18 protein-coding genes are annotated in these 24501 nt (G+C 60.1%); 8 read left to right on the forward strand and 10 right to left on the reverse strand.

Annotation, left to right across the window (positions count from 1 at the left end):
* Positions 1–69: 69 nt before the first annotated feature.
* The 5 genes from ACP6KB_RS09195 to ACP6KB_RS09215 are packed head-to-tail and all read right to left on the reverse strand — an operon-like array spanning position 70 to position 8774.
* The gene (locus ACP6KB_RS09195; RefSeq protein ID WP_442113416.1) at positions 70–1260 is read right to left on the reverse strand and encodes a hypothetical protein; all 1191 of its coding nucleotides are present in this window, start codon (positions 1258–1260) and stop codon (positions 70–72) included.
* A complete protein-coding gene (locus ACP6KB_RS09200; protein WP_442113417.1) occupies positions 1253–2455 on the reverse strand; it encodes a hypothetical protein in 1203 nt (400 codons plus the stop codon). The genes ACP6KB_RS09195 and ACP6KB_RS09200 overlap by 8 nt, the downstream gene beginning before the upstream one ends.
* The gene (locus tag ACP6KB_RS09205; protein ID WP_442113418.1) at positions 2448–5900 is read right to left on the reverse strand and encodes a toxin VasX; all 3453 of its coding nucleotides are present in this window, start codon (positions 5898–5900) and stop codon (positions 2448–2450) included. The genes ACP6KB_RS09200 and ACP6KB_RS09205 overlap by 8 nt, the downstream gene beginning before the upstream one ends.
* On the reverse strand, positions 5897–6763 hold the full coding sequence (locus ACP6KB_RS09210) for a DUF4123 domain-containing protein (RefSeq protein WP_442113419.1): 867 nt from the start codon (positions 6761–6763) through the stop codon (positions 5897–5899). The genes ACP6KB_RS09205 and ACP6KB_RS09210 overlap by 4 nt, the downstream gene beginning before the upstream one ends.
* Positions 6756–8774, reverse strand: coding sequence for a type VI secretion system Vgr family protein (locus ACP6KB_RS09215; RefSeq protein WP_442113420.1), 2019 nt, complete (start codon positions 8772–8774; stop codon positions 6756–6758). The genes ACP6KB_RS09210 and ACP6KB_RS09215 overlap by 8 nt, the downstream gene beginning before the upstream one ends.
* A 281-nt stretch (positions 8775–9055) precedes the next feature.
* Between ACP6KB_RS09215 and ACP6KB_RS09220 the strand changes: the two genes are divergently transcribed.
* Genes ACP6KB_RS09220 through ACP6KB_RS09230 form a run of 3 tightly spaced genes read left to right on the forward strand, consistent with a single transcriptional unit; the run spans position 9056 to position 12248 of the window.
* Positions 9056–9529 (forward strand): MarR family winged helix-turn-helix transcriptional regulator, encoded by a 474-nt coding sequence (locus tag ACP6KB_RS09220; RefSeq protein ID WP_442113421.1) that lies wholly within the window; start codon positions 9056–9058, stop codon positions 9527–9529.
* Positions 9526–10722 (forward strand): HlyD family secretion protein, encoded by a 1197-nt coding sequence (locus tag ACP6KB_RS09225; RefSeq protein ID WP_442113422.1) that lies wholly within the window; start codon positions 9526–9528, stop codon positions 10720–10722. Before ACP6KB_RS09220 ends, ACP6KB_RS09225 begins: the two co-directional genes overlap by 4 nt.
* Positions 10719–12248 carry a DHA2 family efflux MFS transporter permease subunit gene (locus ACP6KB_RS09230; protein ID WP_442113423.1) on the forward strand — a complete coding sequence of 510 codons (1530 nt, stop codon included), beginning with the start codon at positions 10719–10721 and terminating at the stop codon, positions 12246–12248. The genes ACP6KB_RS09225 and ACP6KB_RS09230 overlap by 4 nt, the downstream gene beginning before the upstream one ends.
* Before the next feature lie 84 nt (positions 12249–12332).
* Here the strand turns inward: ACP6KB_RS09230 and ACP6KB_RS09235 are convergent, their stop codons facing one another.
* Together ACP6KB_RS09235 and ACP6KB_RS09240 are read right to left on the reverse strand one after the other, a co-directional pair.
* The gene (locus ACP6KB_RS09235) at positions 12333–13055 is read right to left on the reverse strand and encodes a UDP-2,3-diacylglucosamine diphosphatase (protein ID WP_442113424.1); all 723 of its coding nucleotides are present in this window, start codon (positions 13053–13055) and stop codon (positions 12333–12335) included.
* Positions 13052–13555, reverse strand: a complete 504-nt coding sequence (locus tag ACP6KB_RS09240; protein WP_442113425.1) for a peptidylprolyl isomerase — start codon at positions 13553–13555, stop codon at positions 13052–13054. The genes ACP6KB_RS09235 and ACP6KB_RS09240 overlap by 4 nt, the downstream gene beginning before the upstream one ends.
* Positions 13556–13791: 236 nt before the next feature.
* Between ACP6KB_RS09240 and ACP6KB_RS09245 the strand changes: the two genes are divergently transcribed.
* Entirely contained in the window at positions 13792–15495 is a 1704-nt protein-coding gene (locus tag ACP6KB_RS09245; RefSeq protein WP_442113426.1) for a glutamine--tRNA ligase/YqeY domain fusion protein, read from the forward strand.
* 9 nt (positions 15496–15504) lie between these two features.
* Positions 15505–16887, forward strand: coding sequence for a cysteine--tRNA ligase (gene cysS, locus ACP6KB_RS09250; RefSeq protein WP_442113427.1), 1383 nt, complete (start codon positions 15505–15507; stop codon positions 16885–16887).
* A 67-nt stretch (positions 16888–16954) separates the two neighbouring features.
* Here the strand turns inward: cysS and ACP6KB_RS09255 are convergent, their stop codons facing one another.
* The 3 genes from ACP6KB_RS09255 to ACP6KB_RS09265 form a co-directional block, all read right to left on the reverse strand.
* Complete coding sequence (locus ACP6KB_RS09255) at positions 16955–18343, reverse strand: sensor histidine kinase (protein WP_442113428.1); 1389 nt, start codon at positions 18341–18343, stop codon at positions 16955–16957.
* Complete coding sequence (locus ACP6KB_RS09260; protein ID WP_442113429.1) at positions 18321–19001, reverse strand: response regulator transcription factor; 681 nt, start codon at positions 18999–19001, stop codon at positions 18321–18323. The genes ACP6KB_RS09255 and ACP6KB_RS09260 overlap by 23 nt, the downstream gene beginning before the upstream one ends.
* Positions 19002–19144: 143 nt before the next feature.
* Positions 19145–20161, reverse strand: coding sequence for a branched-chain amino acid aminotransferase (locus ACP6KB_RS09265; protein ID WP_442113430.1), 1017 nt, complete (start codon positions 20159–20161; stop codon positions 19145–19147).
* Between the two features lie 253 nt (positions 20162–20414).
* Here ACP6KB_RS09265 and ACP6KB_RS09270 point away from each other — a divergent pair, with 253 nt between their 5' ends.
* The 3 genes from ACP6KB_RS09270 to ACP6KB_RS09280 all read left to right on the forward strand — a co-directional run bounded on the left by ACP6KB_RS09270 (position 20415) and on the right by ACP6KB_RS09280 (position 24439).
* Positions 20415–20951, forward strand: a complete 537-nt coding sequence (locus ACP6KB_RS09270; protein ID WP_442113431.1) for a sigma-70 family RNA polymerase sigma factor — start codon at positions 20415–20417, stop codon at positions 20949–20951.
* Complete coding sequence (locus ACP6KB_RS09275; protein ID WP_442113432.1) at positions 20948–21892, forward strand: FecR domain-containing protein; 945 nt, start codon at positions 20948–20950, stop codon at positions 21890–21892. Before ACP6KB_RS09270 ends, ACP6KB_RS09275 begins: the two co-directional genes overlap by 4 nt.
* A gap of 150 nt (positions 21893–22042) precedes the next feature.
* Positions 22043–24439, forward strand: a complete 2397-nt coding sequence (locus tag ACP6KB_RS09280) for a TonB-dependent siderophore receptor (protein WP_442114284.1) — start codon at positions 22043–22045, stop codon at positions 24437–24439.
* Positions 24440–24501: the final 62 nt, after the last annotated feature.

Here is a 24501-nt window from a genome sequence, read left to right on the forward strand (position 1 = left end):
ACTGCCTTGCACCACCTGTGGGAGCGGGCTTGCCCCGCGATCCTGTTCCAATTTCCTCAGACAAACCAGTCAGTGCAACCCCGCCGCCTTGCACGCCTCGACAAAAGTCGCGCCGTTTTTGTCCATGGCGTCCTTGACGATCTGGTTGGCTTTTACCAAAGCCGGGCTTGGCTTGGCCCACTGCTCTGGCGGCAGTGGCTGTGACCAGGCCTGCACCTGTTCCGGCAAGGTTGGGCGGCCTACGCGATGGCCCCATTCGGCGAACATGTAAGGCATTTTCCAGAACACCACGACCCGACGTATGTACCAGAAGCGTAAGGGCCATGGGCTGCGTTTGGGGTAGCCATACCGTTCCCGTTCTTTGGCAGACAGGTCGGCGCCGACGTCGTTCATATGGCACCTTCTGCGTGCATCCTTACGTTCGAGCTCGAAGGTATGCAGTCCTTCGTAGGGCTTGAGCCGGTCGCCAGTCGCGATGAGTCCCATGGCGACAAGCAGCGGGCTGGGTGTATCCACCAACTGCCCGTCTTCCATGTAGTTGCGGATCGCCGCCCACATCCCGAGGGAATGGGCATCACTGGGTTGCCCCATCAGCAGGAACTGCACTTTGTCCTGTTCCTCGTCCTCCAGGCCCATGCCAAAGGTGTACTGGCGGGTGGCGCCGTAGCTGGTGACGCCCTGGGTGGTGGCGACCCAGGCGACCACGCTTTCCCAGGGGACGATCAGCACGCGATGGGTTTTGCCATCGACGTAACAGACTTCGCGACGTTGGCGGTTGAAGCGGACGGGGTAGGTTTTGGCGGCTTCGTGGACGCTGGAAATCATTCCGTATAAATAAGCACCGAATGGGAGAATGCCGAGAAGGGCTGTTGTGGTGAAAGTCAGTAAAGCATCACCGATAATGTCGAAGAACTTTCGGTCGATTTCAGGAGGGCTTAAAGCGACGAGCAAGATGCAAATAAGGACCGGTGCGATAAACGCCGTGAACAAGAGCATCCAGATTCCTGTGGCGAATATTTTTCCTTGCTCAACCATCCCCCAATTACTGCCGCCCAGCTCTAGATAAGTGTCGTTCATCTCTGAAAAGTTACGGCGCGATGACTGCACTTGCCCGGTGTAAACCGGCAGGGGCGACAGGAACAGGGTTTCATTCAATCCCCTGACCCGGATCTCACCGGCGCAGGGCCGCTGACTGCGAATGTCCTGTTCAGGTTCAGTGCTGGTGAGTTTGTTCTGGCGTTTGAACAGTTTCCTAAGCATTGTCTTTGACCAACCCCGCCGCCTTGCAGGCCTCGACAAAGGTCGCGCCGTTTTTGTCCATGGCGTCCTTGACGATCTGGTTGGCTTTTACCAAAGCCGGGCTTGGCTTGGCCCACCGCTCCGGTGGTAGCGGCTGTGACCAGGCCTGCACTTGTTCTGGCAAAGTTGGGCGGCCTACACGATGACCCCATTCGGCGAGCATGTAGGGCATCTTCCAGAACACCACGACCCGGCGCATGTACCAGAAGCGCAAGGGCCAGTGCGACCGCTTGGAATAGCCGTAGCGCTCCCGCTCCTCGTCGGTTAAATGGTCGCCGCCATCATCCAGGGCGCCCAGCCCGCGAGCGTCCTCGCGTTCGACATAGAACGTATGCAGCCCCTCGTAAGGTTTGAGTCGATCTTCACTTGGAGTCAGCCCTGCCAAGGCAAGTATTGGGTTAGGCGCATCCACCAGTTGCCCGTCTTCCATGTAATTGCGGATCGCCGCCCACATCCCGAGGGAATGGGCATCGCTGGGTTGCCCCATCAACAGGAACTGCAATTTGTCTTGTTCCTCGTCCTCCAGGCCCATGCCAAAGGTGTATTGGCGGGTGGCGCCGTAGCTGGTGACACCCTGGGTGGTGGCGACCCAGGCGACCACGCTTTCCCAGGGGACGATCAGCACGCGATGGGTTTTGCCATCGACGTAACAGACTTCGCGGCGTTGGCGGTTGAAGCGGACGGGGTAGGTTTTGGCGGCTTCGTGGACGCTGGAAATCATTCCGTATAAATAAGCACCGACCGGGAGCAGGCCGAGTAGGGCTGTTGTAGAGAAAACCAGTAAAGCATCACCGATGATGTCAAAGAACTTTCGGTCGATTCCCGGAGGGCTAAAAGCGACGAGCCAGAGGCAAGCAACAACAGGAACTACAAATGCAATAAATAAAAGTAGCCAAATCCCTGTGGCGAATATTTTTCCTTGCTCAACCATCCCCCAATTACTACCGCCCAGCTCCAGATAAGTATCGTTCATCTCTGAAAAGTTACGGCGCGATGACTGCACCTGCCCGGTGTAAACCGGCAGGGGCGACAGGAACAGGGTTTCATTCAATCCCCTGACCCGGATCTCACCGGCGCAGGGCCGCTGACTGCGAATGTCCTGTTCAGGTTCAGTGCTGGTGAGTTTGTTCTGGCGTTTGAATAGCTTCTTAATCATCGATCGCCACCAACTCTTCTTGTTTGAAAAGCCAGAAAGGCGCTTTGCCCGTCCCAGGAGGCATGTGCTCTACCGATTCGAGTCGATAGGTGCCTTTGGTTTTGATCTCCACGGCATAGGCGCGGGTGATGTACAAGTTACGCAAGACAAAAGTGGTGTAATGGAGCAGGTCGCGTTCAGCTTCCAGCTGGTAGGCGATGGTGAAGGCCAGGGCAAAATCGGAAGTTTGCTGGGAGTCGTAGATCGGAAGGTGCAGGGTGAGTGCCTCTGCTCCTTTACTGGCAACGATACAGCGCGTGCCCCATATGGCGGAGCTTTCTTTCCAGCGCAGTGGCGGCAGGCCGGGATTGTAGGGCTGGTATATGTATTTCTCACGGCCCTGTTCGTAAGCCTGCAACTGCAACTGGCGTCGATCCATCTCATTGGTGCTGATACCGGGTAGCACCAGCTTCAGATAAGTCTGCTTGTCATCGCGGATCAGTTCACAGCTCGGTTTCTGTACGACCTTGGCCAGTTCGCTCCATTCGTCTTGCAGAGTGCGCTGCCTGGATTTATTACCCCAGTTACTGGCTTCGACCCACGCTTGCAGGTCATCCAGGTTGAAGTAGTTGTATAAACCCTCACCCAGCAGTTGCAGGGCGGTGGCAATCAGGCCTATCAGATTGGCGCGTGCGCTGATGGCCAGCAGCCGTGGGCTAGCCTCGGCCCATGCAAGAGCGCGCAGCTCCGCCGGCGTTTGCAGAACGTTCTTGACAATGGAGCCGGTGTGTTTAGCTGCCCAGGCATTGGTGCCAACCAATATCCCATCGCCGGTTATTTGCAGTGTGGAGGCACTTAGTGCCTTGTAATTGCCTGTGGCCAAGGCTTTACCCCATTGCTGCGAGTGTTTGCCCAAGTCGAACAGGGCGGCGACCCCGCCAGTTGTAAATGCAAAGTAGCCTGCAATACCGCTCCAGCGACCTAATCGGCTCATGGAATGTAATTTGCCGGCAGCACTTTCCATTTGTTTGATATGAGCTAGAAAAATCGTAAGGGAAAGTCCTTGCACCGCAGCAAATCCAGCGGCCGAAAGGCCCACGAAAGACTCAGCAAAAGTCCACCAGTCAGATCGCGAAGCAGTTGTTTTACTAGCAATTGTGCTGACCGCCTCAATAAACTTCAGCCCCTGAATCACAAACAACGTCAACGCGATCCCGTCACCCTTCGACGTCACGACCCCTATCATTGGTTTGTTAAAGGTCCCAGTTGCCCGAAAATCCCGCGCCGTCTTGCTCATCTCTGCACGCAATTGCGGATCCAGGCCATCAATCACTGTGCCAATTTGCGCCGGACTGACGCCTCCGACGGTCAAGGCACCTGCCAGTCTGTCTTCCAGGGGTAGCAATGCGGACTTCAGCAGGTTGATACGCTGGTTATAAGGTGCTTCGCTGCCCGGCAGAGAGATGCCTGAGGATTGCTGCCGCAGCTCACGATTACGCAGTCGGTAGGTTTCGTTGAGCTGACTGCGCAGCTTCATCGACTGGTCACGGACCTCATTGAATGCCGTCAATTCTGCTACCGAGGCCGCGCGCAAGGTCAGGCCTTTGCGGGAAAACTCACGCAGCAGCTGCAACCGCGCTGGGGCTTCGGCATGGCGAATGTAGTCGTTTGGGTCAATGTTCTGCGCTTGTTTGAAGGTGTTGTGAGCTCTTTCCAGTCGATCAGCAATCTTCAATTGATACGCCGGGATATAGGCCCCTTCCAGCATGCTCTGCAATCCCACGAACTGGGTATTGAGCCGGGTGTAATTGGGCAGGCGCTTGGCCATCAAACTGTGGAACTGATTGCTCAGGACATTGATGCCACCCAGGCTGTCCGGGGCTGACAGCACGTTGATGGTGAACTGGCTCAGTTCGGCCAGTTTTTTCGCCACGTCGGTTTGTTCGGCCACGGTCAGGGTGTCGAGCCCCGGGACCACTGTCAGCAGGTTGCTCTTCAGGTAGGTCGCCAGTTTTTCCGTGGCGGGTTGGTCGGCGCACATCGCTGCCACGCACACGAACTCGGTTTCCAGGCGGTGCTGGATCTGTTCGTCGAGGGTGAAGTCGTAATACCAGGCGGCGCGGTGAAATAGCCCGGCGGTGAACAGTGTGAGGCGGTCTTCGCGGATGTTCTGCAGGCGCGTATGCCAGTGGCTGAGCAGGTTTTGCTCGGTCAGGACAAAGGCTTCCATCGCGGGGCGGTCGACCAGGTCGTCGATACCGCGCTGGCCGATTTCGCTGCCGTGCAACGCGTGCCAGCTCTGCATGCTGAGGGCGTTGAGGGTGCTCCGGTGTTTTTCATACAGCGCCTGCCCGAGGGCATCCTTCATTTCGATGAAGGCCAAGGCGTAGGGGTTGACGAGCGCCGCGCGGCGCCAATGTTCATCGGGGCCGAAGATGCCTGGATCCTTGTGGTCGCGACGGGCCTGCAGAAAGATGTAGATGCTCGTTTGTTGCCGCTCGTTGGTGTCGTCGCGCAGCGCCCGCACCGCAGGATCGGTTTTACTCAAGGCATTCAGGCGCGAGGCGTTGACGTCGTACAAGGACTGGATGTATGTGCCACTGAGGTACTTGGCCTGACGGCGGTCATCGGCACTCCACTGTTCGATCCAGTCCGCCACTTTCAACTGCGCGGCGGCCAGGTCGCGCATCACGCCAATGTCATCGCGCAGCACCAGGAACAGGTAATCATCCTGGTAGGCGCCGAGCACTGTGCTGGTCAGCGTTTCAATCGCGGTGTCGGCAAACAGGGGTTGGTCTTCCCAGTGGTAGGCCTGTTTTTCCTCGGGATGAACGCCGTCGGGGAAGGCTTTGGACGGTGGCAACTGGGTGACGCCAGCGGCGTCAGGTACCTGGGCGTTTTCTGCCACCTCGGCCAGCCATTTTTCGGCCTGCACTTGGCTCAGCAAGTTGGCGCCGCCACGGCGCGGGCAGGCGGCCTGCAGGTCGATGCGCTGCATCAGCTGTTGGCGATCGGCCTTGGACTTGAGCACTTGCGCGCATTTGAAGGCCGTCCACTGAATTTCCGAATAACAGGCGTACAGGGTGTGGCTGCGGGGGAACACCAGGTGTGGCTCACCCACCGCGGTGGTGCGGGTGTCGGCGCCGACCTCGCTGCTGTGCCAGAGCAGCTTGCTGATCTGGCCGTTCTCGACGCTGTACTCATGCAGGTAACCGCTGCTGCCGTCGACGATGTACAGGTAACCATCGCGCAGCAGGCGGATGCCCAGCGGCTGGCTGTTGATGTTCAGCGGCATGCTCAGCTCGCTGGCCGGGTCGAGGTGTTCGACCAGCCCGTAGCGCAGCGGCAACAATTGCAGCTTGCTGTTCATCAACGGGCAGGCGCCGAGGGGCGAGCGTACGTCCTTGGCGCTTTTGGCCATGGCGGCGGTGTTGGCGTTTACTTTGAGGGGTTGTTGTGCAGTCATGACAGGCTTCCTTGGCGCTCAGTGGCCCGGCGTTCGGCCAGTTCGGCAGCACGCTTGACCCGGGTCAGTGGGGTGTCTGGCGTCGATTGGGTCAGCAGTTGGACGATGTCTTCGCTGATGGGTTGACCGGCCAGATAGCCGTGAACATTTGCGTAGAGGGTCAGCTCCTGGTCCGAGCAAAAGCCGAGTTGATAGGCTTCCTCCATCATGCTGTGCACAGACTGACGACGCTCAGCCGCTGTCTGCGTTGCCAGGAAAGCCGGGAAGTGCAGGTGCAAGTGCTCACTCACGGCAGAAACAGCAGTGCGAAACTCGACGTTGCCGAGCGCGGTAAGCTCCTCGTCGGTCAGGCGATAGCGCTTGGGTTCGGCGTTGGCCTGAGCGGCTTGGGTGTATTGCCACCAGCAGCCCTGCACGCCATCCGGCAGGCAGACGTGGCTGACAGGGCCGAACCAGCGGGCGCTGTGCGCCTGTTCGGCCATGGCGAACAGTGGCTGCATGACCGCAGGGTCAGCAATGCGCGGCATCACTTCGACGCCCTCAGCCTGTTCCACGCTGAGCAAATGACGCCAATGCTTGCACAGCGTGAACGCCTCGACGTCACTGAACAGCAGATAGCCCCATTCGCGGGCAGCGTGTTGTTGAAAGTGCGCCAGCAGCGGGTCGTCGCGGCCGTTAAGGACGACCAGGCAAGGGGAGATTTCACACAGCTCATGCCAGCGTGTGTGTCGGTACAGGCAATAAACTGAGTTGCTCCAAGGGTGCAGATGTTGCTGCAGGCCCGGCAGGCTGACACCGTCCAGAAGCAGGTAGGCGGGCGTTGCCCAGGGCAGATCGTGCGGCAGGGGCGGCATCTCATGCATGGCTTTGCTCCTGTTGTGCTTGCACAGCCTGGCACACGACACAGAGCGACTTTTTGTTCAGCAGGGCCACGTACTGCGTTTGCGCCAGCACGGGTGCCCGCAGTTCTGCCAGTTCTGCAGGCAGTGCTTGCCTTACGGCGAGACCGGCCAGCGCAGCCCCGCCGATCTGGATTTCGGTGCTGCTGAAAATCCCGCCGGGGCCGATGACGATATGCTGGCCACCGCCGTGCAAACTGATGCTGCCCTCGGCGCTCAGAACCACATGGGCTCCGGCCTTGATATGCACTTGCTGACCGGCATCGATCACCAGCGTTTGCCCGACCTGGGTATGACTGCTGTCGGCGACGTGCAGGTAGTCGTTGGCTTGCAGCTCGGCTTTACGGTCGCCGGTCACTGTGTGCTGTTCTTCAGCTTCGAGCATTACGATGCTGTTGCCCTTGATGGTTGCCCGCCGCTCGTTACCAACTTCCAGACGGCTGTCGTTCTCGATTTTTTGCTCCATATCGCGCTGGGCACGCAGGTAGATCAGCTCCTGACCGCAGCGGTCTTCGATCGACAGTTCGTTGTAGCCGCTGCTGTCCGGCGTGCTGCGGCTGCGCAACACGCTCTTGGTCTTGTTGGCGGGCAAAGGGTAGGGCGTTGGTGTGAGCTTGTTGGCAATGCAACCGCTGATCAGCGGCTGGTCGGGGTCGCCCTCCAGATAGGTCACCAGCACTTCCATGCCGATGCGTGGCACCGTCACTGCGCCAAACCCCGGACCCGCCCAGCTGGAGGCCACCCGCAACCAGCAACTGCTCTTTTCGCTGTTCAGTTCGGCGCGGTCCCAGTGGAACTCGACTTTGACCCGGCCGTATTCATCACAATAGATTTCTTCACCTTCCGGGCCGGTGACCCGGGCGGTCTGGCAGGTCAACTGCGCAGGACGTTTGACCAGCGGCGGGCGGTAGAACACGTCCCACGGTGTGGCGCTGAAGCGGTTGCGGTAGCCCTGGCTGAAACCGTCTTCGGGCAAGTTTTCGATGTTGGCCGACTCTTCCAGCACCTGCGGCTGTTTACCTTCGTGGCTGACACTGAGCAACAGCCACAGGTCGTTGTAGGCTTTGCGCGGGTGCTCGCTCAGTTCGAAAAAGTGGCCGCTGCGCAGCAAGGGCTGGTCGCTGCTGCCTTCGGCCAATTGATAGTCGGTGCGGTGCCGTTCCAACGCCTGACGAGCAAGCTGTTTGCTGCGTTCTTCGCTTTCGTTGGGGACCGGGTAGTGGTAGTCCTCAAGGGCCGGGCTGAAGTCGGCGCTGGCCTGTTTCTCCAGCAAACGGCTGGGACGCTGAAAATCATAGGTGCGTTGGGTCACCTTGTTGGTACGGGTGCTGAAGCGCTGGCTGAACTGGCTGACCACTGGGTGCTCGGCGACCATACCGGCCCCTTGCCGAAAAGGCGTTGCACTGAGCTTGGGGAAAAACGTCTGGTGGTCGCTGAACTCCAGGTGGTGGCCCTGGGGGCTGTGCTGGTGAAACCAGGCAATGCCCTCTTCGCTGCAGAGCCTTGATACAAAGCTGAAATCCGACTCCGCATACTGCGTGCAGTATTCACGTTCGCTGCAGTTGCTGACATGAAACGTGAAGGCATCGGCCTGAATGCCGTGCCCTTGCAGCACCTCGGTGATGATCTGCGGCACCGTCTTCTGCTGGAAGATCCGCTGCTGACGACTGAACTGCAGGTAGTGCAGCGCGGGTACCAGGGTCAGTTGATAGTGGGTCAGGCGGGTACCGGGTTCGCCGATCAAAACATCTTCGATGTGGCCGTGAATGCCTTCGCCATTGTCGCCAAAGCGCAGGAATGCCGGCTGGCCAATCAGGCTGTCGAGGTCGAAGTCTGGGTGCTCGCTGACCAGATCAACGGTAATCGCATACAGCTGGCTGATGGCTTCGGTACCGTGAAAGGCCAGGACTTTGAAGTCGTTGCGGACGGAGGGAATCAGTAGATCGAACTGCGCGCTGCTGGCTGAAGTGGGCATAGGTTTTTCCTTAAACGGGTGAGAAAAACAACCCGGAAAGCTACCCAGTTTTCGTTTGGAAATATGTCAGACGCTTCTGAAAATGTGGGGGCGGCGGTGCGGCGATCTGGCTTGCCCCGCGATAGCGAGGTGGATGACAAATCGCTATCGCGAGGCAAGCCCGCTCCTGCCGGTGGTGGGGTAGTTTGGTGAAAATACAAAGCAAGCTAATTAATGCTTTGCCGTTGGCTGCCTAAGCAGTAACATAATGTTACTTACTGCCTAAGCAGGTATCTCCGCTCATGCCCCATTTCACCCCCGAAAACTTCCAGACCTGCACCATCGGCATGCTCCTTGGCCGTGCTGCGCTGGTCAAAGACCGCATTCTCGACAGCCACCTGCAGGCCTTCGGTGTGACTGCCGCGCAGTTCAAGGTGTTGATCATCGTCGCTCAGTACGGGGTCGATACCCCCGCTGAACTGTGCCGCTATCTGGCGCTGGACAGCGGTTCGATGACGCGAATGCTCGATCGCCTCGAGCAGAAAGACCTGATCGTGCGGCGGCGCTGCCCTGATGATCGGCGCCAAGTGCGCCTGGGCCTGAGCGAGGAGGGGCAGAAGCTCGCCGACCAGCTGCCACAGATAGGTGCGTCGGCCATGAACGAGTTGGTTGGCGTACTCGCCGCCGACGAACTGGCGACTCTGGAGCAGCTGTTGGGCAAGGTGCTGCTCGCCGCCGGTGACACCCTGACAGCCATGCGCATAGGTGCAAAATGAGCGCCACAGACGAAAACGCCAACACGGCGCAAGACCTCAACAACAGCCGCAAACGCAAAACCTGGCTGCTCGGCCTGGCGCTGCTGGTCGCGCTGGGCGGTGCTGGGGTGTGGGCCTGGCACGAGCTGTACGGGCGCTGGAGTGAAGAAACCGACGACGCCTACGTTAACGGTAACGTGGTGGAAATCACCCCGTTGGTGACCGGTACCGTGGTCAGCATCGGCGCTGACGATGGTGACCTGGTGCATGCCGGTCAGGTGCTGATCGCCTTCGACCCCAGCGATGCCGAAGTCGGCCTGCAGGCCGCTCAGGCCCAGTTGGCCCGTGCCGTGCGTCAGGTGCGCGGGCTGTACAGCAATGTCGATGGCATGAAGGCCCAGGTCGCGGCGCGTCAGGCCGAGCAGACCAAAGCCCTGGAAAACTACAACCGGCGCAAAACCCTGGCCGCGAGCGGTGCGATTTCGCTGGAGGAGTTGTCCCACGCCCGTGACGATCTGTCTTCAGCGCAGAATGCGTTGCTCAGCGCCAGGCAGCAGCTCAATACCACCACGGCGCTGGTCGATGACACGGTGGTGTCTTCCCATCCGCAGGTGATGGCCGCCGCCGCCGAGTTGCGTCAGGCCTATCTGGCCGCGTCGCGCACCACCCTGGTGGCGCCGGTGACTGGCTATGTGGCCAAGCGTACCGTGCAGCTGGGGCAGCGTCTTGAGCCGGGTACGGCGACCATGGCAGTGATTCCGCTTGATCAGCTGTGGATCGACGCCAATTTCAAGGAAACGCAGTTGCGCAATATGCGTATTGGCCAGCCGGTGGATATCGTTGCCGACCTGTACGGCAATGAGGTCAAGTACAACGGCACCATCGACAGCCTGGGCGCAGGCACCGGCAGTGCGTTCGCGCTGTTGCCGGCACAGAACGCCACCGGCAACTGGATCAAGATCGTTCAGCGTGTGCCGGTGCGTATTCATATCAATGCGCAGCAACTGGCCGCTCATCCGTTGCGTATTGGTCTTTCGACCCAGGTGACGGTGGATCTGCACGATCAGAGTGGTCCGGTATTGGCTCAGGTGCCACCACAGCAAGCGTCGTTCGCCACGCAAGTCTATGACCGTCAATTGGTCGAGGCCGATGCCATGATTGCGCGGCTGATCCACGACAACAGCGAAGGCCCCAGCAAGACGGCGCAGCGATGAGCAGCAACGCCTCATTCAGCCCGCCGAGCCTGCTGCTGACCACCATCGGGCTGTCGTTGGCGACTTTCATGCAGGTGCTCGACACCACCATTGCCAACGTCGCCTTGCCGACCATTGCCGGCAACTTGGGGGTGAGTGTCGAGCAGGGCACCTGGGTCATCACCTCGTTCGCGGTCAGCAATGCCATTGCCTTGCCGCTCACTGGCTGGCTGAGTCGACGCTTTGGCGAGGTGAAGCTGTTTATCTGGGCGACACTGCTGTTCGTGCTGGCGTCGTTCCTGTGCGGCATCGCGCGTTCGATGCCCGAGTTGGTGGGCTTTCGCGTGCTGCAAGGCATTGTTGCCGGGCCGTTGTACCCGATGACCCAGACTTTGCTGATCGCCGTATACCCACCAGCCAAGCGCGGCATGGCCCTGGCATTGCTGGCCATGGTAACGGTGGTGGCGCCGATTGCCGGGCCGATTCTGGGCGGCTGGATCACTGACAGTTACAGCTGGCCGTGGATTTTCTTCATCAACGTACCGATCGGCCTGTTCGCGGCAGCAGTGGTGCGCCAACAGATGCGCGCGCGGCCGGTGAGTACGGCGCGCCAGCCCATGGACTATATCGGCTTGCTGACCTTGATCATCGGCGTTGGTGCCCTGCAGATTGTGCTCGATAAAGGCAACGATCTGGACTGGTTCGAGTCGAGTTTCATCGTGATCGGCAGCCTGATCTCGGTGGTGTTCCTGGCCGTCTTCATCATCTGGGAGCTGACTGACAAGCACCCGGTGGTCAACCTGCGCCTGTTTGTGCACCGCAATTTTCGCATTGGCACCATTGTGCTGGTGTTCGGTTACGCCGGATTTTTCGGGATTAACCTGATCCTGCCGCAATGGCTGCAGACGCAGATGGGCTACACCGCTACCTGGGCCGGGCTGGCAGTGGCGCCGATAGGGCTGTTGCCGGTGCTGATGTCGCCGTTTGTCGGTAAGTATGCCCACAGGTTCGACCTGCGTTTATTGGCCGGGTTGGCGTTTCTGGCGATCGGCACCAGTTGCTTCATGCGCGCAGGCTTCACCCATGAAGTGGACTTCCAGCATGTTGCTCTGGTGCAGTTGTTCATGGGGATTGGTGTGGCGCTGTTCTTCATGCCGACTTTGAGCATCTTGCTGTCGGACCTGCCGCCCCATCAGATTGCTGACGGTTCAGGACTGGCAACTTTTTTGCGTACGCTGGGCGGTAGCTTCGCGGCGTCGCTGACCACCTGGATCTGGATTCGCCGGGCTGATCAGCATCATGCCTACCTGAGTGAAAGTATCAGCACCTATGAGACTGCCACCCGTGAAGCGCTCAATCATCTGGGCGGTGCCAGCGCACAGTCTTATGCGCAGTTGGAGCAGATGCTCAACAGTCAGGCCTACATGATGTCGACGGTGGACTATTTCACCCTGATGGGCTGGGTGTTTGCCGGTTTGATTTTGCTGGTGTGGCTGGCCAAGCCGCCGTTTGCGGCCAAGGCGGGTCCGGCGTCAGCAGGGCATTGAGCAGTGGGAGCGGGCTTGCCCCGCGATTGCGGTCTGTCAGGCACACCGCATCGCGGGGCAAGTCGGGTCGCCGCACCGCCGCTCCTACAGAAAGGCAAAAGGCTGCAACTGAAACCCTTGCTCATCCACCTGCAAGGCCCAACCCTGACGATCCCAGTCCCCCAGCACGATTCGCCGTGCCGGTTGCTCATCGATCATCAGTTTGTGAATGGCCGGGCGATGAGTATGCCCATGCACCAATGTGCGCACGCCATACTCCGCCATGATCCGCGGCACTTCCTCCGGGGTCACGTCGACGATGTCGTTGGCTTTCATCCGTGTTTGGGCCCGGCTTTCACTGCGCAGCTTGCGTGCCAGCTTTTGCCGGGTACTCAACGGCAGGTGACGCAGAATCCACAGGCTCACCGGGTTGCGCAGATAGCGGCGCATTTTCATGTAGCCGATGTCCAGGGTGCACAGGCTGTCGCCATGCATCAGCAACACCGACTCACCCCCCAGGCGTACCACGCTGGGGTCGGCCAGTAGGGTGGCGCCTGCGGCTTGGCAAAACGCTTCGCCAATCAGGAAGTCGCGGTTGCCATGCATCAGGTAGACCTGTGTGCCGCTGTCGCTCAAGGCGCGCAGGGCCTGGCAGATTCCGCGCTGGAACGGGGTCATGGCATCGTCGCCGATCCACGCCTCGAAAAAGTCACCGAGGATGTACAGGGCTTCGGCATGCCGAGCCCGACCTTCGAGCAGATCTAGAAACGCCCGGGTAATGTCCGGGCGTTCTTCTTGCAGGTGCAGATCAGAGATCAGCAGTATCACTCAACGATCTCGGCTTTCTCGATGATCACGTCTTCAACCGGTACGTCCTGGTGGCCAGCTTTGGAGCCGGTGGCGACTTTCTTGATGCTGTCGACCACGTCAGTACCTTCGGTGACTTTACCGAACACGGCGTAGCCCCAACCCTGCACGTTTTTGCTGCTGTGGTTGAGGAAAGTGTTGTCGGTGACGTTGATGAAGAACTGCGCCGAGGCCGAATGCGGCTCCATGGTACGGGCCATGGCGATGGTGTACTTGTCGTTGCTCAGGCCGTTGTCCGCTTCGTTCTGGATGCTTGGGCGCTTGTCTTTCTTTTCTTTCATGCCTGGCTCGAAACCGCCGCCCTGGATCATGAAGTTGCCGATGACGCGGTGGAATACGGTGTTGCTGTAGTGGCCAGCGTTGACGTATTCGATGAAGTTGGCCACGGTGATCGGGGCTTTTTCGGCATTCAGTTCGATAACGATGTCGCCGTGATTGGTGCTCAGTTTGACTTTGGACATGCTGGAATTCGCTCTTTCAAGGCATTCGAAAATGGGGTCGCGCAGGTTCGCGATACACACCTGACGCACAGTCTACAGCCCGCGATACGTAATTCGCGGCAGTTTTTTCGCGTTGCCTGCCGAATATCGCGCCAGTTTGTCGGCCCGAAGCTGTCGGCAGCTCGACCGCTTCGGCTATGATAAGCGCTTTGATTCAGTCGGCCTACCCAGGCCGTGTACCGGTATTCAAGGATCCTATGAGCAAGCCCACTGCCGACACCGCTGCCAACGCCGCTGCCAAAGGTGCCCCCGCTGTCCCTGCGAACTTCCTGCGCCCGATCGTGCAGGCTGACCTGGACTCGGGCAAGCACAGCAGCATCGTCACCCGTTTCCCGCCAGAGCCTAACGGTTACCTGCACATCGGCCATGCCAAGTCGATTTGTGTGAACTTTGGCCTGGCCCAGGAATTCGGCGGCGCCTGTCACCTGCGTTTCGATGACACCAACCCGGCCAAAGAAGACCAGGAGTACATCGACGCCATCCAGAGCGATGTGAAGTGGCTGGGCTTTCAGTGGACCGGCCCGGTGCGCTATGCCTCCGAGTATTTCGACCAGTTGCACGACTGGGCGGTAGACCTGATCAAGTCGGGAAATGCCTACGTCTGCGACCTGACCCCGGAGCAGGCCAAGGAATACCGTGGCAACCTGACCGAGGCGGGCAAGAACAGCCCGTTCCGTGAGCGCAGCGTCGAGGAAAACCTCGACCTGTTCGCGCGGATGAAAGCCGGTGAGTTCAAAGACGGTGAGCGCGTGCTGCGGGCCAAGATCGACATGGCCTCGCCGAACATGAACCTGCGCGACCCGATCCTCTATCGCATTCGTCATGCCCACCACCACCAGACCGGTGATAAGTGGTGCATCTACCCCAACTACGACTTCACCCATGGTCAGTCGGATGCCATCGAAGGCATTACCCACTCCATTTGCACCCTGGAGTTCGAAGGCCATCGTCCGCTGTACGAATGGTTCCTGGAGCACCTGCCGGTACCGGCCAAGCCGCGCCAGTACGAGTTCAGCCGCCTGAACCTGAACTACACCATCACCAGCAAGCGCAAATTGAAGCAACTGGTCGATGAGCAGCACGTCAATGGTTGGGACGATCCGCGCATGTCGACCCTGTCGGGTTTCCGTCGCCGCGGCTACACCCCGGCCTCGATCCGCAACTTCTGCGAAATGATCGGCACCAACCGCTCTGACGGTGTGGTCGACATGTCGATGCTCGAATTCAGCATCCGTGACGATCTCGACCGCACCGCACCCCGCGCCATGTGCGTGCTGCGTCCGTTGAAGGTGGTTATCACCAACTACCCGGAAGGTCAGGTCGAAAACCTCGAACTGCCGCGTCACCCGAAAGAAGACATGGGTGTGCGTGCACTGCCGTTCGCCCGTGAAATCTACATCGACCGCGACGACTTCATGGAAGAACCGCCAAAAGGCTACAAGCGTCTGGAGCCGGCCGGTGAAGTGCGCCTGCGTGGCAGCTACGTGATCCGTGCCGACGAGGCGATCAAAGATGCTGACGGCAACATCGTCGAGCTGCGTTGCTCCTACGACCCGGACACCCTGGGCAAGAACCCGGAAGGCCGCAAGGTCAAGGGTGTGATCCACTGGGTGCCGGCTGAGGCCAGCGTTGAGTGCGAAGTGCGCCTGTACGACCGTCTGTTCCGCTCGGCCAACCCCGAGAAGACCGAAGACGGCGGCAGCTTCCTCGACAACATCAATCCCGATTCGCTGCAGGTGCTGACTGGTTGTCGTGCGGAACCTTCTCTGGGCCAGGCCCAACCAGAAGACCGCTTCCAGTTCGAGCGCGAAGGCTACTTCTGCGCCGACCTGAAAGATTCCCAGCCGGGTCGCCCGGTATTCAACCGGACTGTGACCCTGCGCGATTCGTGGGGCAGCTGAGGAACGCTCGTGCTTAGCATTTACAACACACTTAGCAAGACCAAAGAGGTTTTCAAACCGCTCGACGGCAACAAGGTACGGATGTACGTCTGCGGCATGACCGTGTACGACTTCTGCCACCTGGGCCATGGCCGCAGCATGGTGGCGTTCGACCTGGTCACCCGTTGGTTGCGTTACAGCGGCTACGACCTGACTTATGTGCGCAACATCACCGACATCGATGACAAGATCATCAACCGGGCCAACGAAAACGGCGAATCGTTCGAAGCGCTGACCGCGCGCATGATCGATGCGATGCACGAGGATGAGCGCCGTCTGAACATCCTGCCGCCAGATCAGGAGCCGCGTGCCACCGACCATATCGCTGGCATGCACGCGATGATCCAGACCCTGATCGACAAGGGGTATGCCTACGCGCCGGGTAACGGCGACGTGTACTACCGGGTCGGCAAGTTCGTCGGTTACGGCAAGCTGTCACGGAAAAAGATCGAAGACCTGCGCATCGGTGCGCGTATCGAGGTCGACGAAGCCAAGCAGGATCCACTCGATTTCGTCCTCTGGAAGGGCGTCAAGCCGGGTGAGCCGAGCTGGGAGTCGCCGTGGGGCCCAGGCCGTCCGGGCTGGCACATCGAGTGCTCGGTGATGTCCACCTGCTGCCTGGGTGAGAGCTTCGATATTCATGGCGGTGGCAACGACCTGGAGTTCCCGCACCACGAGAACGAGATCGCCCAGAGCGAGGCCGCGACCGGCAAGCAGTACGCCAATTCGTGGATGCACTGCGGCATGATTCGCATCAATGGCGAGAAGATGTCCAAGTCCTTGAACAACTTCTTCACCATTCGCGATGTGCTCGACAAGTACCACCCTGAAGTGGTGCGTTACCTGCTGGTGTCGAGCCACTACCGCAGCTCGATCAACTACTCCGAAGACAGCCTGCGCGAGTCCAAGGGTGCCCTGGAGCGCTTCTACCATGCCCTGCGTGGTTTGCCGCGGGTCGAGGCCAAGGGCGGCGAGACGTATGTCGAGCGCTTTACCGTGGCGATGAACGACGACTTCGGTACGCCGGAAGCCTGCGCGGTGCTGTTCGACCTGGTGCGTGAGATCAACCGTCTGCGTGACAGCGAACCTGAAACCGCCGCTGGCCTGGCAGGGCGCCTGCGTGAGCTGGCGGGCTTGCTCGGTGTGCTGCAACTGGACGCCGACGACTTCCTGCGCGCGGGTGCTGAAGGCAAGGTTGATGCGGCTGAGGTCGAGGCCTTGATTCAGGCGCGTTTGCAAGCGCGAGCGGACAAGAATTGGGCCGAATCGGATCGCATTCGTGACCAGATCACCGCCATGGGAGTAGTGCTGGAAGACAGTAAAGGCGCTACCACCTGGCGTCTGGCTGACTGACCTTTCGCGGGGCAAGCCCGCTCCCACAGAACCGGTGGGAGCGGGCTTGCCCCGCGATTTATTTGCCCTAACTGACTACTCCAGTCCTGCAGTGCAACACCAACCTCGCGCCACCCAGCTCACTGGCTCCTACCTCCAGCACAAACCCATGCAGGTCAGCGATCGCCACAACGATCGACAGCCCTAGCCCGAATCCTGAATGCCGATGGCCTTCCTCGCTGCGGTAAAAACGCTTCAGCACGGCGTCCCGCTCGTCAGCGGGAATCCCAGGGCCGCTGTCTTCCACCGCAATCTTCAGCACGCCTGCCTCATTGTTGGCGTGCATGCGCACCTGGCCGCCCGCCGGGGTGAACTTGATGGCATTGCTCAGCAGGTTGGACAGTGCCTCGAACAACAGTTCGCGATCACCATGAAGCGCTGGCAGTTGTGCTGGCAGGTCAAGATCCAGGCGGATGTCGCCATCTTCAGCCAGCGGCAAGTAAAAGTCGTGCATTTCCATCAGTAGAGCATGAGGGTCAAGTTCGACGAACCCGGCGCGGCGCTGACGATTCTCCAGTTCACTGATGCGCAGCAAACCACGAAAGCGCGCCATCAACGTATCGGTTTCACCAATTGCCTGCTCCAGCGCTTGCGCTTGGGGTGAGTCGTCTCCGGCCTGCTGGCGGATGCGGTACAACTGGGCGCGCAGGCGGGTCAGTGGCGTGCGCAGGTCATGGGCGATGTTGTCACAGACCCCCTTGACCTCATGCATCAGCCGCTCGATGCGGTCGAGCATGGCGTTGACGATGGCGGCGAGCATGTCCAGCTCATCGCGGCGCTGCGACAACGGCAGGCGCTGGGTCAGGTCGCCGGCGACGATCTGTTCGGCAGTGGCCTGAATGGCGCGGATGCGCTTGAGGGGGCGGCGGCGCAGCAAATACCAGCCAGCGATGCCGGGGATGATGGTCAGCGACAGCCCCCAGAGCAGGGCATGCAGAATGATCCGGGTGACGACAAACAGCGAGCCGTTATCGCGTACCAGCACCAACCAGCGACCATCGCGCACCTTGATCGCCACCGCGTCACAGCTGTCGCGCGGCAGGTGCGGGTCGTCGGCATCCAGGCAGCGGCCCAACTCGTGGATCTTGCCGTCCAGACCGAGGTCGGTCGGAACCTGGCGAATCTGTCCGCCCAAAGGGTTGAACTGAGCGTCGAACAGGCCATAGGCATCGAAGCTGCGTTCTTCGAAGGCCTGGCTGGCGATCAGCGCGTCGTCCAGCTGTTTGCCACTCATGTGCGCGAACAGGTGCTGACGCTGCAGCAACGAGTGGCGGGTGAGTTTGTTCAGGTAGCCCGACACTTCAAAGTACAGCACCCCCATGAGGATGCTGCTCCAGGCCACAAAGAGAAAACTGTACAGCGCCAACAGGCGGCTGGTTGATGAACTCCACCCTTTAGACGGGTTCGGCAATGGCATAGCCCGAGCCCCGCACGGTCCGAATCAGCGGGGTTTGGCCAGCGGCATCGATTTTCTTGCGCAAACGGCCGATATGCACGTCGATCAGGTTGGTACCGGGGTCGAAGTGATAGCCCCAAACCTCCTCGAAAATCATCATCCGGGTGATTACCTGACCGGCATGGCGCATGAGGAATTCCAGCAGCTTGTATTCGGTGGGCAGCAGGTTCAGCGACTGTTCGCCACGCTTGGCCTCGTGGCTGATCAAGTCCAGTTCCAGATCCGCCACCTGCAGGCGGGTCTGCGCCATGGGCACGCTGTTGCGTCGCAGCAGCACTTCCACGCGGGCCGCCATTTCGTCGGAAGCGAACGGCTTGGTCAGGTAATCATCGCCGCCGGCACGCAGGCCGCGGACCCGTTCGTCGACATCCGACAGCGCACTGATCATCAGGATCGGCGTGGTGATCTTCAGGTTGCGCAGGGTGGTGACGATGGTCAGGCCGTCAAGCTCGGGGAGCATACGGTCAAGGGTGATGAGGTCGTAGCCTCCGGCGATAGCCTTGGCCAGGCCTTCACGGCCGTTGTCGGCCCAATCCACTTCCAGACCATGGCTGGAAAGCTCGGCGACGATCTCCTGAGCGGTCACGGCGTCGTCTTCGATAGTCAGTACGCGGGGCATGCTATTACCTGGGCGGCGGGTAGAGACTTGATTGTGCCAAAGAATAGGCGGTGCCCGGGTTAAAGAAAAATTCATCTTTGTAGCCATCGCGGGGCAAGCCGGCTCCTACAGTAGGAGCGGGCTTGCCCCGCGATGTGGTTACATCAAACCTTGACGATCCAGCCCGCCGGGCCTTCGATGTCGCCGCTCTGGATGCCAGTCAGCTCGTTGTAGAGCTTCTGGGTCACCGGGCCGACTTCGCTTTCGCTGTAGAACACGTGCAGTTTGCCGTTGTATTCGATACCGCCGATCGGGGTGATCACCGCCGCAGTGCCACAAGCGCCGGCTTCGCTGAACTGGCCGATCTTGTCGATCAGTACATCACCTTCGATCACTTCCAGGCCCAGGCGCGATTGCGCCAGTTCCATCAGCGACAGACGGGTGATGCCCGGCAGTACCGATGGCGATTTCGGGGTGATGAACTTGTTGTCCGGGGTAATCCCGAAGAAGTTGGCCGAACCGACTTCCTCGATCTTGGTGTGGGTCAGCGGGTCGAGGTAGATGGCGTCGGCGAAGTTGGCTTTCTTCGCTTCGGCGCCCGGCTGCAGGCTGGCGGCGTAGTTGCCACCGACCTTGGCCGCACCGGTACCTTGCGGGGCCGCGCGGTCGAAGCTGGAAATCTGGAAGTTGTGCGGCTTCATGCCGCCCTTGAAGTACGAGCCGACCGGGATGGCGAAGATCGAGAAAATGAATTCCGGTGCGGTGCGCACGCCGATGTTGTCGCCCACGCCGATCACGAATGGACGCAGGTACAGGGCACCTTTGCCGTGTGGCGGTACAAAGCGTTCGTTGGCCTTGACCACTTGCTTGCAGGCCTCGATGAAGGCTTCGGTCGACACTTGCGGCATCAGCAGGCGGGCACAGCTGCGCTGCATGCGCTGGGCGTTCTGGTCAGGGCGGAACAGGTTGATCGAACCGTCCTTGCAACGATAGGCCTTCAGGCCTTCGAAGCACTGCTGGCCATAGTGCAGGGCGGTCGAGCCTTCGCTGATGTGCAGCACGTTGTCTTCAGTCAGGGTGCCCTGGTCCCACTCGCCGTTGCGGAAGTAGGAAAGGTAGCGCTTGTCGGTCTTGATGTAGTCGAAGCCCAGCTTGTCCCAGTTAATGCTTTCGTTACTCATGGCACCCTCGAATCGGTTTGCATATGCCTGCATGCTCAGGCGTGTGTTATTGCGCACGCAGCCACGATAATACATCCCGTGCGGATCGGGAACGCCCAGTCATAGATTGGACCTTAGTTGCAGGCAAAATCTTCATGAAAGCGCCAGCGCAGTGCCCTGGCGCGTGATTTTCACAAGATTTTCAGGGTGATGATTGCTGTTGGTGCACGGCTCGTTTAAATTGCGATTAATTCTCAGTCGCGTATTTATTGCTATGTCCGTTTCCAGTGCTGCCCCCGTGTCGAGGTTGACGATCGGTGCCCTCTACAGTGATCACCATCGCTGGCTGGTGGGCTGGCTGCGTTCGCGCCTGGGCTGCTCGCAGCAGGCGGCGGACCTGGCGCAGGACACGTTCGTGCGCTTGCTGGTGGCCGATCGCGCCCAGCGTCTGCAAGCGCCCCTGCAGGAGCCTCGGCACTTTCTGGTGACCGTGGCCCGGCGCGTGATGGTCGACAGCTTCCGCCGTCGCGCGGTGGAGCAGGCGTATTTGCAGACGCTGGCCGAGCAGCCGGAAATCCTTGTGCCTTCGCCGGAAGATCAGCTCATGCTGATCCAGGCCCTGCAGGCGATCGATGCCATGCTCGACGGCGTGGGCGCGCGGGCCAAGCGGGCGTTTTTGCTGTCGCAACTGCAAGGCCTGGATTACAAGGCCATTGCCAGTGAGCTGGGCGTGTCGGTCAGCTCGGTGACCAAGTACGTCGCCCGGGCGACCGAACACTGCTTGTTGTATGCGCTGGAGCACGGCTTGTGATCACTGCCGAGCAACGCCAGGCCCTGAGTGAAGCGGCAGACTGGTATGCCCGGCAGAACGTGCCAGGGCACAACCCGCAACTGCGTGTGCAGTGGCAGCACTGGAAGCAATGCAGCGAGGTCAACGCTTGGGCCTGGCAGCGGGTAGAACGGCTGCAGGCGCAACTGGGCGGTGTCGACGGCGCGCTGGCCGGCGAAGTGTTGGCCCGTGCCACGCGTGCACCGCTCGATCGGCGCACCCTTTTGCGCTGCCTGTTGCTGGGCGTGGGCGCAGGGGCGCTGGGGTTGGGCGGCTATCAGCAGGCGCCGGTATGGCTCGCCGATGCGCGTACCGAGCGGGGGCAGCGGCGAACCCTGACCTTGGCCGATGGCAGCCGGGTAACCCTCAACACCTCGAGCGCCGTCGATGTGCAGTTCGATGCGCAGATGCGCTGCGTCGTCATGCGTCAGGGTGAAGTGTTGATCGAAACCGCCAAGGATTCCCGACCGTTCTATGTGCGCAGCGCCGAAGGCCAGATGCAGGCGTTGGGTACGCGCTTCATCGTCCGCCAACACCCGGGCATCACCGACCTGGCGGTGTTGGAGCATGCGGTGGCGGTCACCACCGGTGGCACCCATGCCAAACAGCGGATCGAGGCCGGGCAGGGGGTGCGTTTCGATCAGCAAGGCATCGTTGACCTGCGCGTGTTGCGAAGCGGTGAAGGGGAGTGGGTCAAGGGCCACCTGCTGATCGACGGCTGGCGTCTGGATCGTCTGCTGGCAGAGTTAGGCCGCTATCGGCCGGGCTATCTGGGCTGTGCCGAGGAGGTTGCTCATCTGCAACTGTCAGGCAGCTTCCCGTTGGACAACACCGATCAGGCACTGGCCGCTATCGCCCGCGCGGTACCCGTGGACATTCGCCAGCACACCCGCTTTTGGACCCGTGTAATGCCACGCGCTTGAGGCGGATAAAAAAACTTGCCCGGGCGTTGTCGATTTCTCGCGGTTGATACGACTCCCATGAACAAGATTAATTCTCGTTCATCTTTTGCAACAGGAGTCAGCATGTCCCGCGCCACTCATCCCCCTGTCACCCGGCCGCATCAGGCATTCATGAAAAAGCCATTGGTCGTGGCATTGCTTGGTGTTGCACTGCTGGCTCATGGCAGTGTGCTGCAGCCATTGCTCAGTAGCAGCGGGCAGGCGGGTGCTGCAGAGCAGCAGCGCCATTATCAGATTGGCGCCGGGGCGTTGGGCGAAGTGCTCAGCCGCTTTGCCGGTGACGCGGGCGTGGTGTTGTCGTTCGACAGCAGCCTTACGGCGGGCCGTCAGAGCCCGGGGCTGGTGGGCAGCTACAGTGTGGACCAGGGCTTCGCCCTGTTGCTTGGCGGCAACGGCCTGGTGGCGGTGCGCAATGCCGATGGCAGTTATTCGCTGGTGGTCAGCGGTGACGGGCAAGCGATGGAGTTGGGGGCGATCAGCATCTCCGGCAAGGCGCCGGGTTCGACCACCGAAGGCACTGGGTTGTACACCACCTATTCGTCGAGCAGCTCGACCCGCCTCAACCTTACCCCCAAAGAGACCCCGCAATCGCTGAGTGTGATCACCCGCCAGCGCCTGGATGACCAGAAGCTGAACGACCTGACGGAAGTGATGGAGGCCACCACCGGTATTACCGTGACCCGAGTCGGCGTTGGCGCAGAGAATGACACCTACTGGTCGCGCGGCTTTCAGATCAACAACTTCGAGATCGACGGCGTGCCGACGGCGTCACGCCTGGACATCACTACGCAGAACACTGCGATGTATGACCGGGTCGAAATCGTACGTGGTGCGACCGGCCTGATCAGCGGCTCCGGCACGCCCTCGGCTACCGTCAACCTGATTCGCAAGCGCCCGACTGATGAGCCGCAACTGAGCTTCACTTCCGAGGCCGGTAGCTGGGATCGCTATGGTGTGGGCATGGATGTTTCCGGTCGCCTGACCGAAAGCGGCAACGTGCGCGGCCGTTTGGTGCTCGATTACAAAGACCAGGCTTCCTGGGTCGATCACCTGAAAAGCGAGGGGCAACTGGTCTACGGCATCACCGAGTTCGACCTCAGCGAATCGACCTTGCTGACCCTGGGTTTCAGCTATGTGAAGAACAATGTCGAACGCCCGCTACGCACCGGTTTCCAGACCTTTTTCAGTGATGGCAGCCGCACCGATTTCGGCCGTTCGGCCAACAGTGCGCCCGACTGGGCCTATAACGACCGGGCCATGACCAACCTGTTCGCCTCGATCGAACAGCAGTTCGATAACGGTTGGAATGCCAAGCTGGAAGTTGGTCATTCGCAGAACGAATTCGACGAACTGATCAACTACATGAACGGCTCGATCGACCGCGAAACAGGCAGCGGCGCGTTCCTGTACCCCAACCGCTGGTCGGGCAAGCCGCGTCAGGATAACGTCGACGCCTACCTGACCGGCCCCTTCAGCCTGTTCGGTCGCGAGCATGAGTTGATCACCGGTCTGACCCTGTCGCGTTACCGCGAGAATACCCCCAACCATGGTGGCTGGTTCGGCCCCTGGACCGGCTACGACGGCACCATCGACAACATTTACACCTGGGATGGTGAAGGCCCGCGTCCCGATACCACCCCCATTGGCAAAACCTACATCGAAGAGAAACAGTACGCGGCCTACATGACCGGGCGCTTTAACCTCACCGATGCCACCCACCTGATTGTTGGCGGGCGGGTCACCGACTGGAAGCGCACCAACGATGTACGCACCTACGCCGACCCGGCCAGTGACAGCAAAGATGAAGAAACCCGCAATGGTGTATTCCTGCCCTACACCGGCCTGGTCTACGACTTGACCGACCAGTGGTCGGCGTACGCCAGCTACACCAAGATTTTCAACCCGCAGTACTACGGGATTGAAGACGTCAACGGCAAACCGCTGGATCCACAGGAAGGTACCGGCTACGAAGTAGGGGTCAAGGGCAGCTTCAATGAAGACCGGCTCAATGCCAGCCTGGCCCTGTTCAAGCTCGATCAGGACAACCTGGCGGTTTATGTACAGGACAACTATTACAAGGCTGAGCAAGGCACCACCACCAAAGGGGTGGAACTTGAGCTCAGTGGTGAGTTGAGTGAGGGTTGGCAGGCGTCGGCAGGCTATGCCTACAGCGTCAGTACCGACAGCGACGACAAGCGCATCGTGACGCAGATTCCGCGTCATGGTCTGAAGGCCTTCACCAGCTACCGCTTGCCAGGCGCCTGGGATCGATTGACTGTCGGTGGCGGGGTGAACTGGCAAAGCAAGACGGGTCAGGACCTGCATAACCACACTCAGGGCAGCTACGCCCTGACCAACCTGATGGCGCGTTACCAGATCGACGAACACCTGAGCGCCTCGCTCAACGTCAACAACCTGTTTGACCGTGAGTACTACAGCTTTGCCGACAGCTGGAGCGTGTACGGCGCGCCGCGCAATTTCATGGCCAGCCTGAAGTACACCTACTGACCAACGGTATACCAGCGGGCATTGACCGGCTGGTCAGCGCGGAGCAGTATAAAGCCATCAAG

The organism is Pseudomonas sp. NUPR-001, assembly GCF_052147955.1.
Classification (GTDB): Bacteria; Pseudomonadota; Gammaproteobacteria; order Pseudomonadales; family Pseudomonadaceae; genus Aquipseudomonas.

What these genes read in the sequence shown, in the direction of transcription:
- ACP6KB_RS09195 (WP_442113416.1), bottom strand. Translation starts at nt 1,260, where the DNA reads ATGCTTAGGAAACTGTTCAAACGCCAGAACAAACTCACCAGCACTGAA.
- ACP6KB_RS09200 (WP_442113417.1), bottom strand. Translation starts at nt 2,455, where the DNA reads ATGATTAAGAAGCTATTCAAACGCCAGAACAAACTCACCAGCACTGAA.
- ACP6KB_RS09205 (WP_442113418.1), bottom strand. Translation starts at nt 5,900, where the DNA reads ATGACTGCACAACAACCCCTCAAAGTAAACGCCAACACCGCCGCCATG.
- ACP6KB_RS09210 (WP_442113419.1), bottom strand. Translation starts at nt 6,763, where the DNA reads ATGCATGAGATGCCGCCCCTGCCGCACGATCTGCCCTGGGCAACGCCC.
- ACP6KB_RS09215 (WP_442113420.1), bottom strand. Translation starts at nt 8,774, where the DNA reads ATGCCCACTTCAGCCAGCAGCGCGCAGTTCGATCTACTGATTCCCTCC.
- ACP6KB_RS09220 (WP_442113421.1), top strand. Translation starts at nt 9,056, where the DNA reads ATGCCCCATTTCACCCCCGAAAACTTCCAGACCTGCACCATCGGCATG.
- ACP6KB_RS09225 (WP_442113422.1), top strand. Translation starts at nt 9,526, where the DNA reads ATGAGCGCCACAGACGAAAACGCCAACACGGCGCAAGACCTCAACAAC.
- ACP6KB_RS09230 (WP_442113423.1), top strand. Translation starts at nt 10,719, where the DNA reads ATGAGCAGCAACGCCTCATTCAGCCCGCCGAGCCTGCTGCTGACCACC.
- ACP6KB_RS09240 (WP_442113425.1), bottom strand. Translation starts at nt 13,555, where the DNA reads ATGTCCAAAGTCAAACTGAGCACCAATCACGGCGACATCGTTATCGAA.
- ACP6KB_RS09245 (WP_442113426.1), top strand. Translation starts at nt 13,792, where the DNA reads ATGAGCAAGCCCACTGCCGACACCGCTGCCAACGCCGCTGCCAAAGGT.
- ACP6KB_RS09255 (WP_442113428.1), bottom strand. Translation starts at nt 18,343, where the DNA reads ATGCCATTGCCGAACCCGTCTAAAGGGTGGAGTTCATCAACCAGCCGC.
- ACP6KB_RS09260 (WP_442113429.1), bottom strand. Translation starts at nt 19,001, where the DNA reads ATGCCCCGCGTACTGACTATCGAAGACGACGCCGTGACCGCTCAGGAG.
- ACP6KB_RS09265 (WP_442113430.1), bottom strand. Translation starts at nt 20,161, where the DNA reads ATGAGTAACGAAAGCATTAACTGGGACAAGCTGGGCTTCGACTACATC.
- ACP6KB_RS09270 (WP_442113431.1), top strand. Translation starts at nt 20,415, where the DNA reads ATGTCCGTTTCCAGTGCTGCCCCCGTGTCGAGGTTGACGATCGGTGCC.
- ACP6KB_RS09280 (WP_442114284.1), top strand. Translation starts at nt 22,043, where the DNA reads ATGAAAAAGCCATTGGTCGTGGCATTGCTTGGTGTTGCACTGCTGGCT.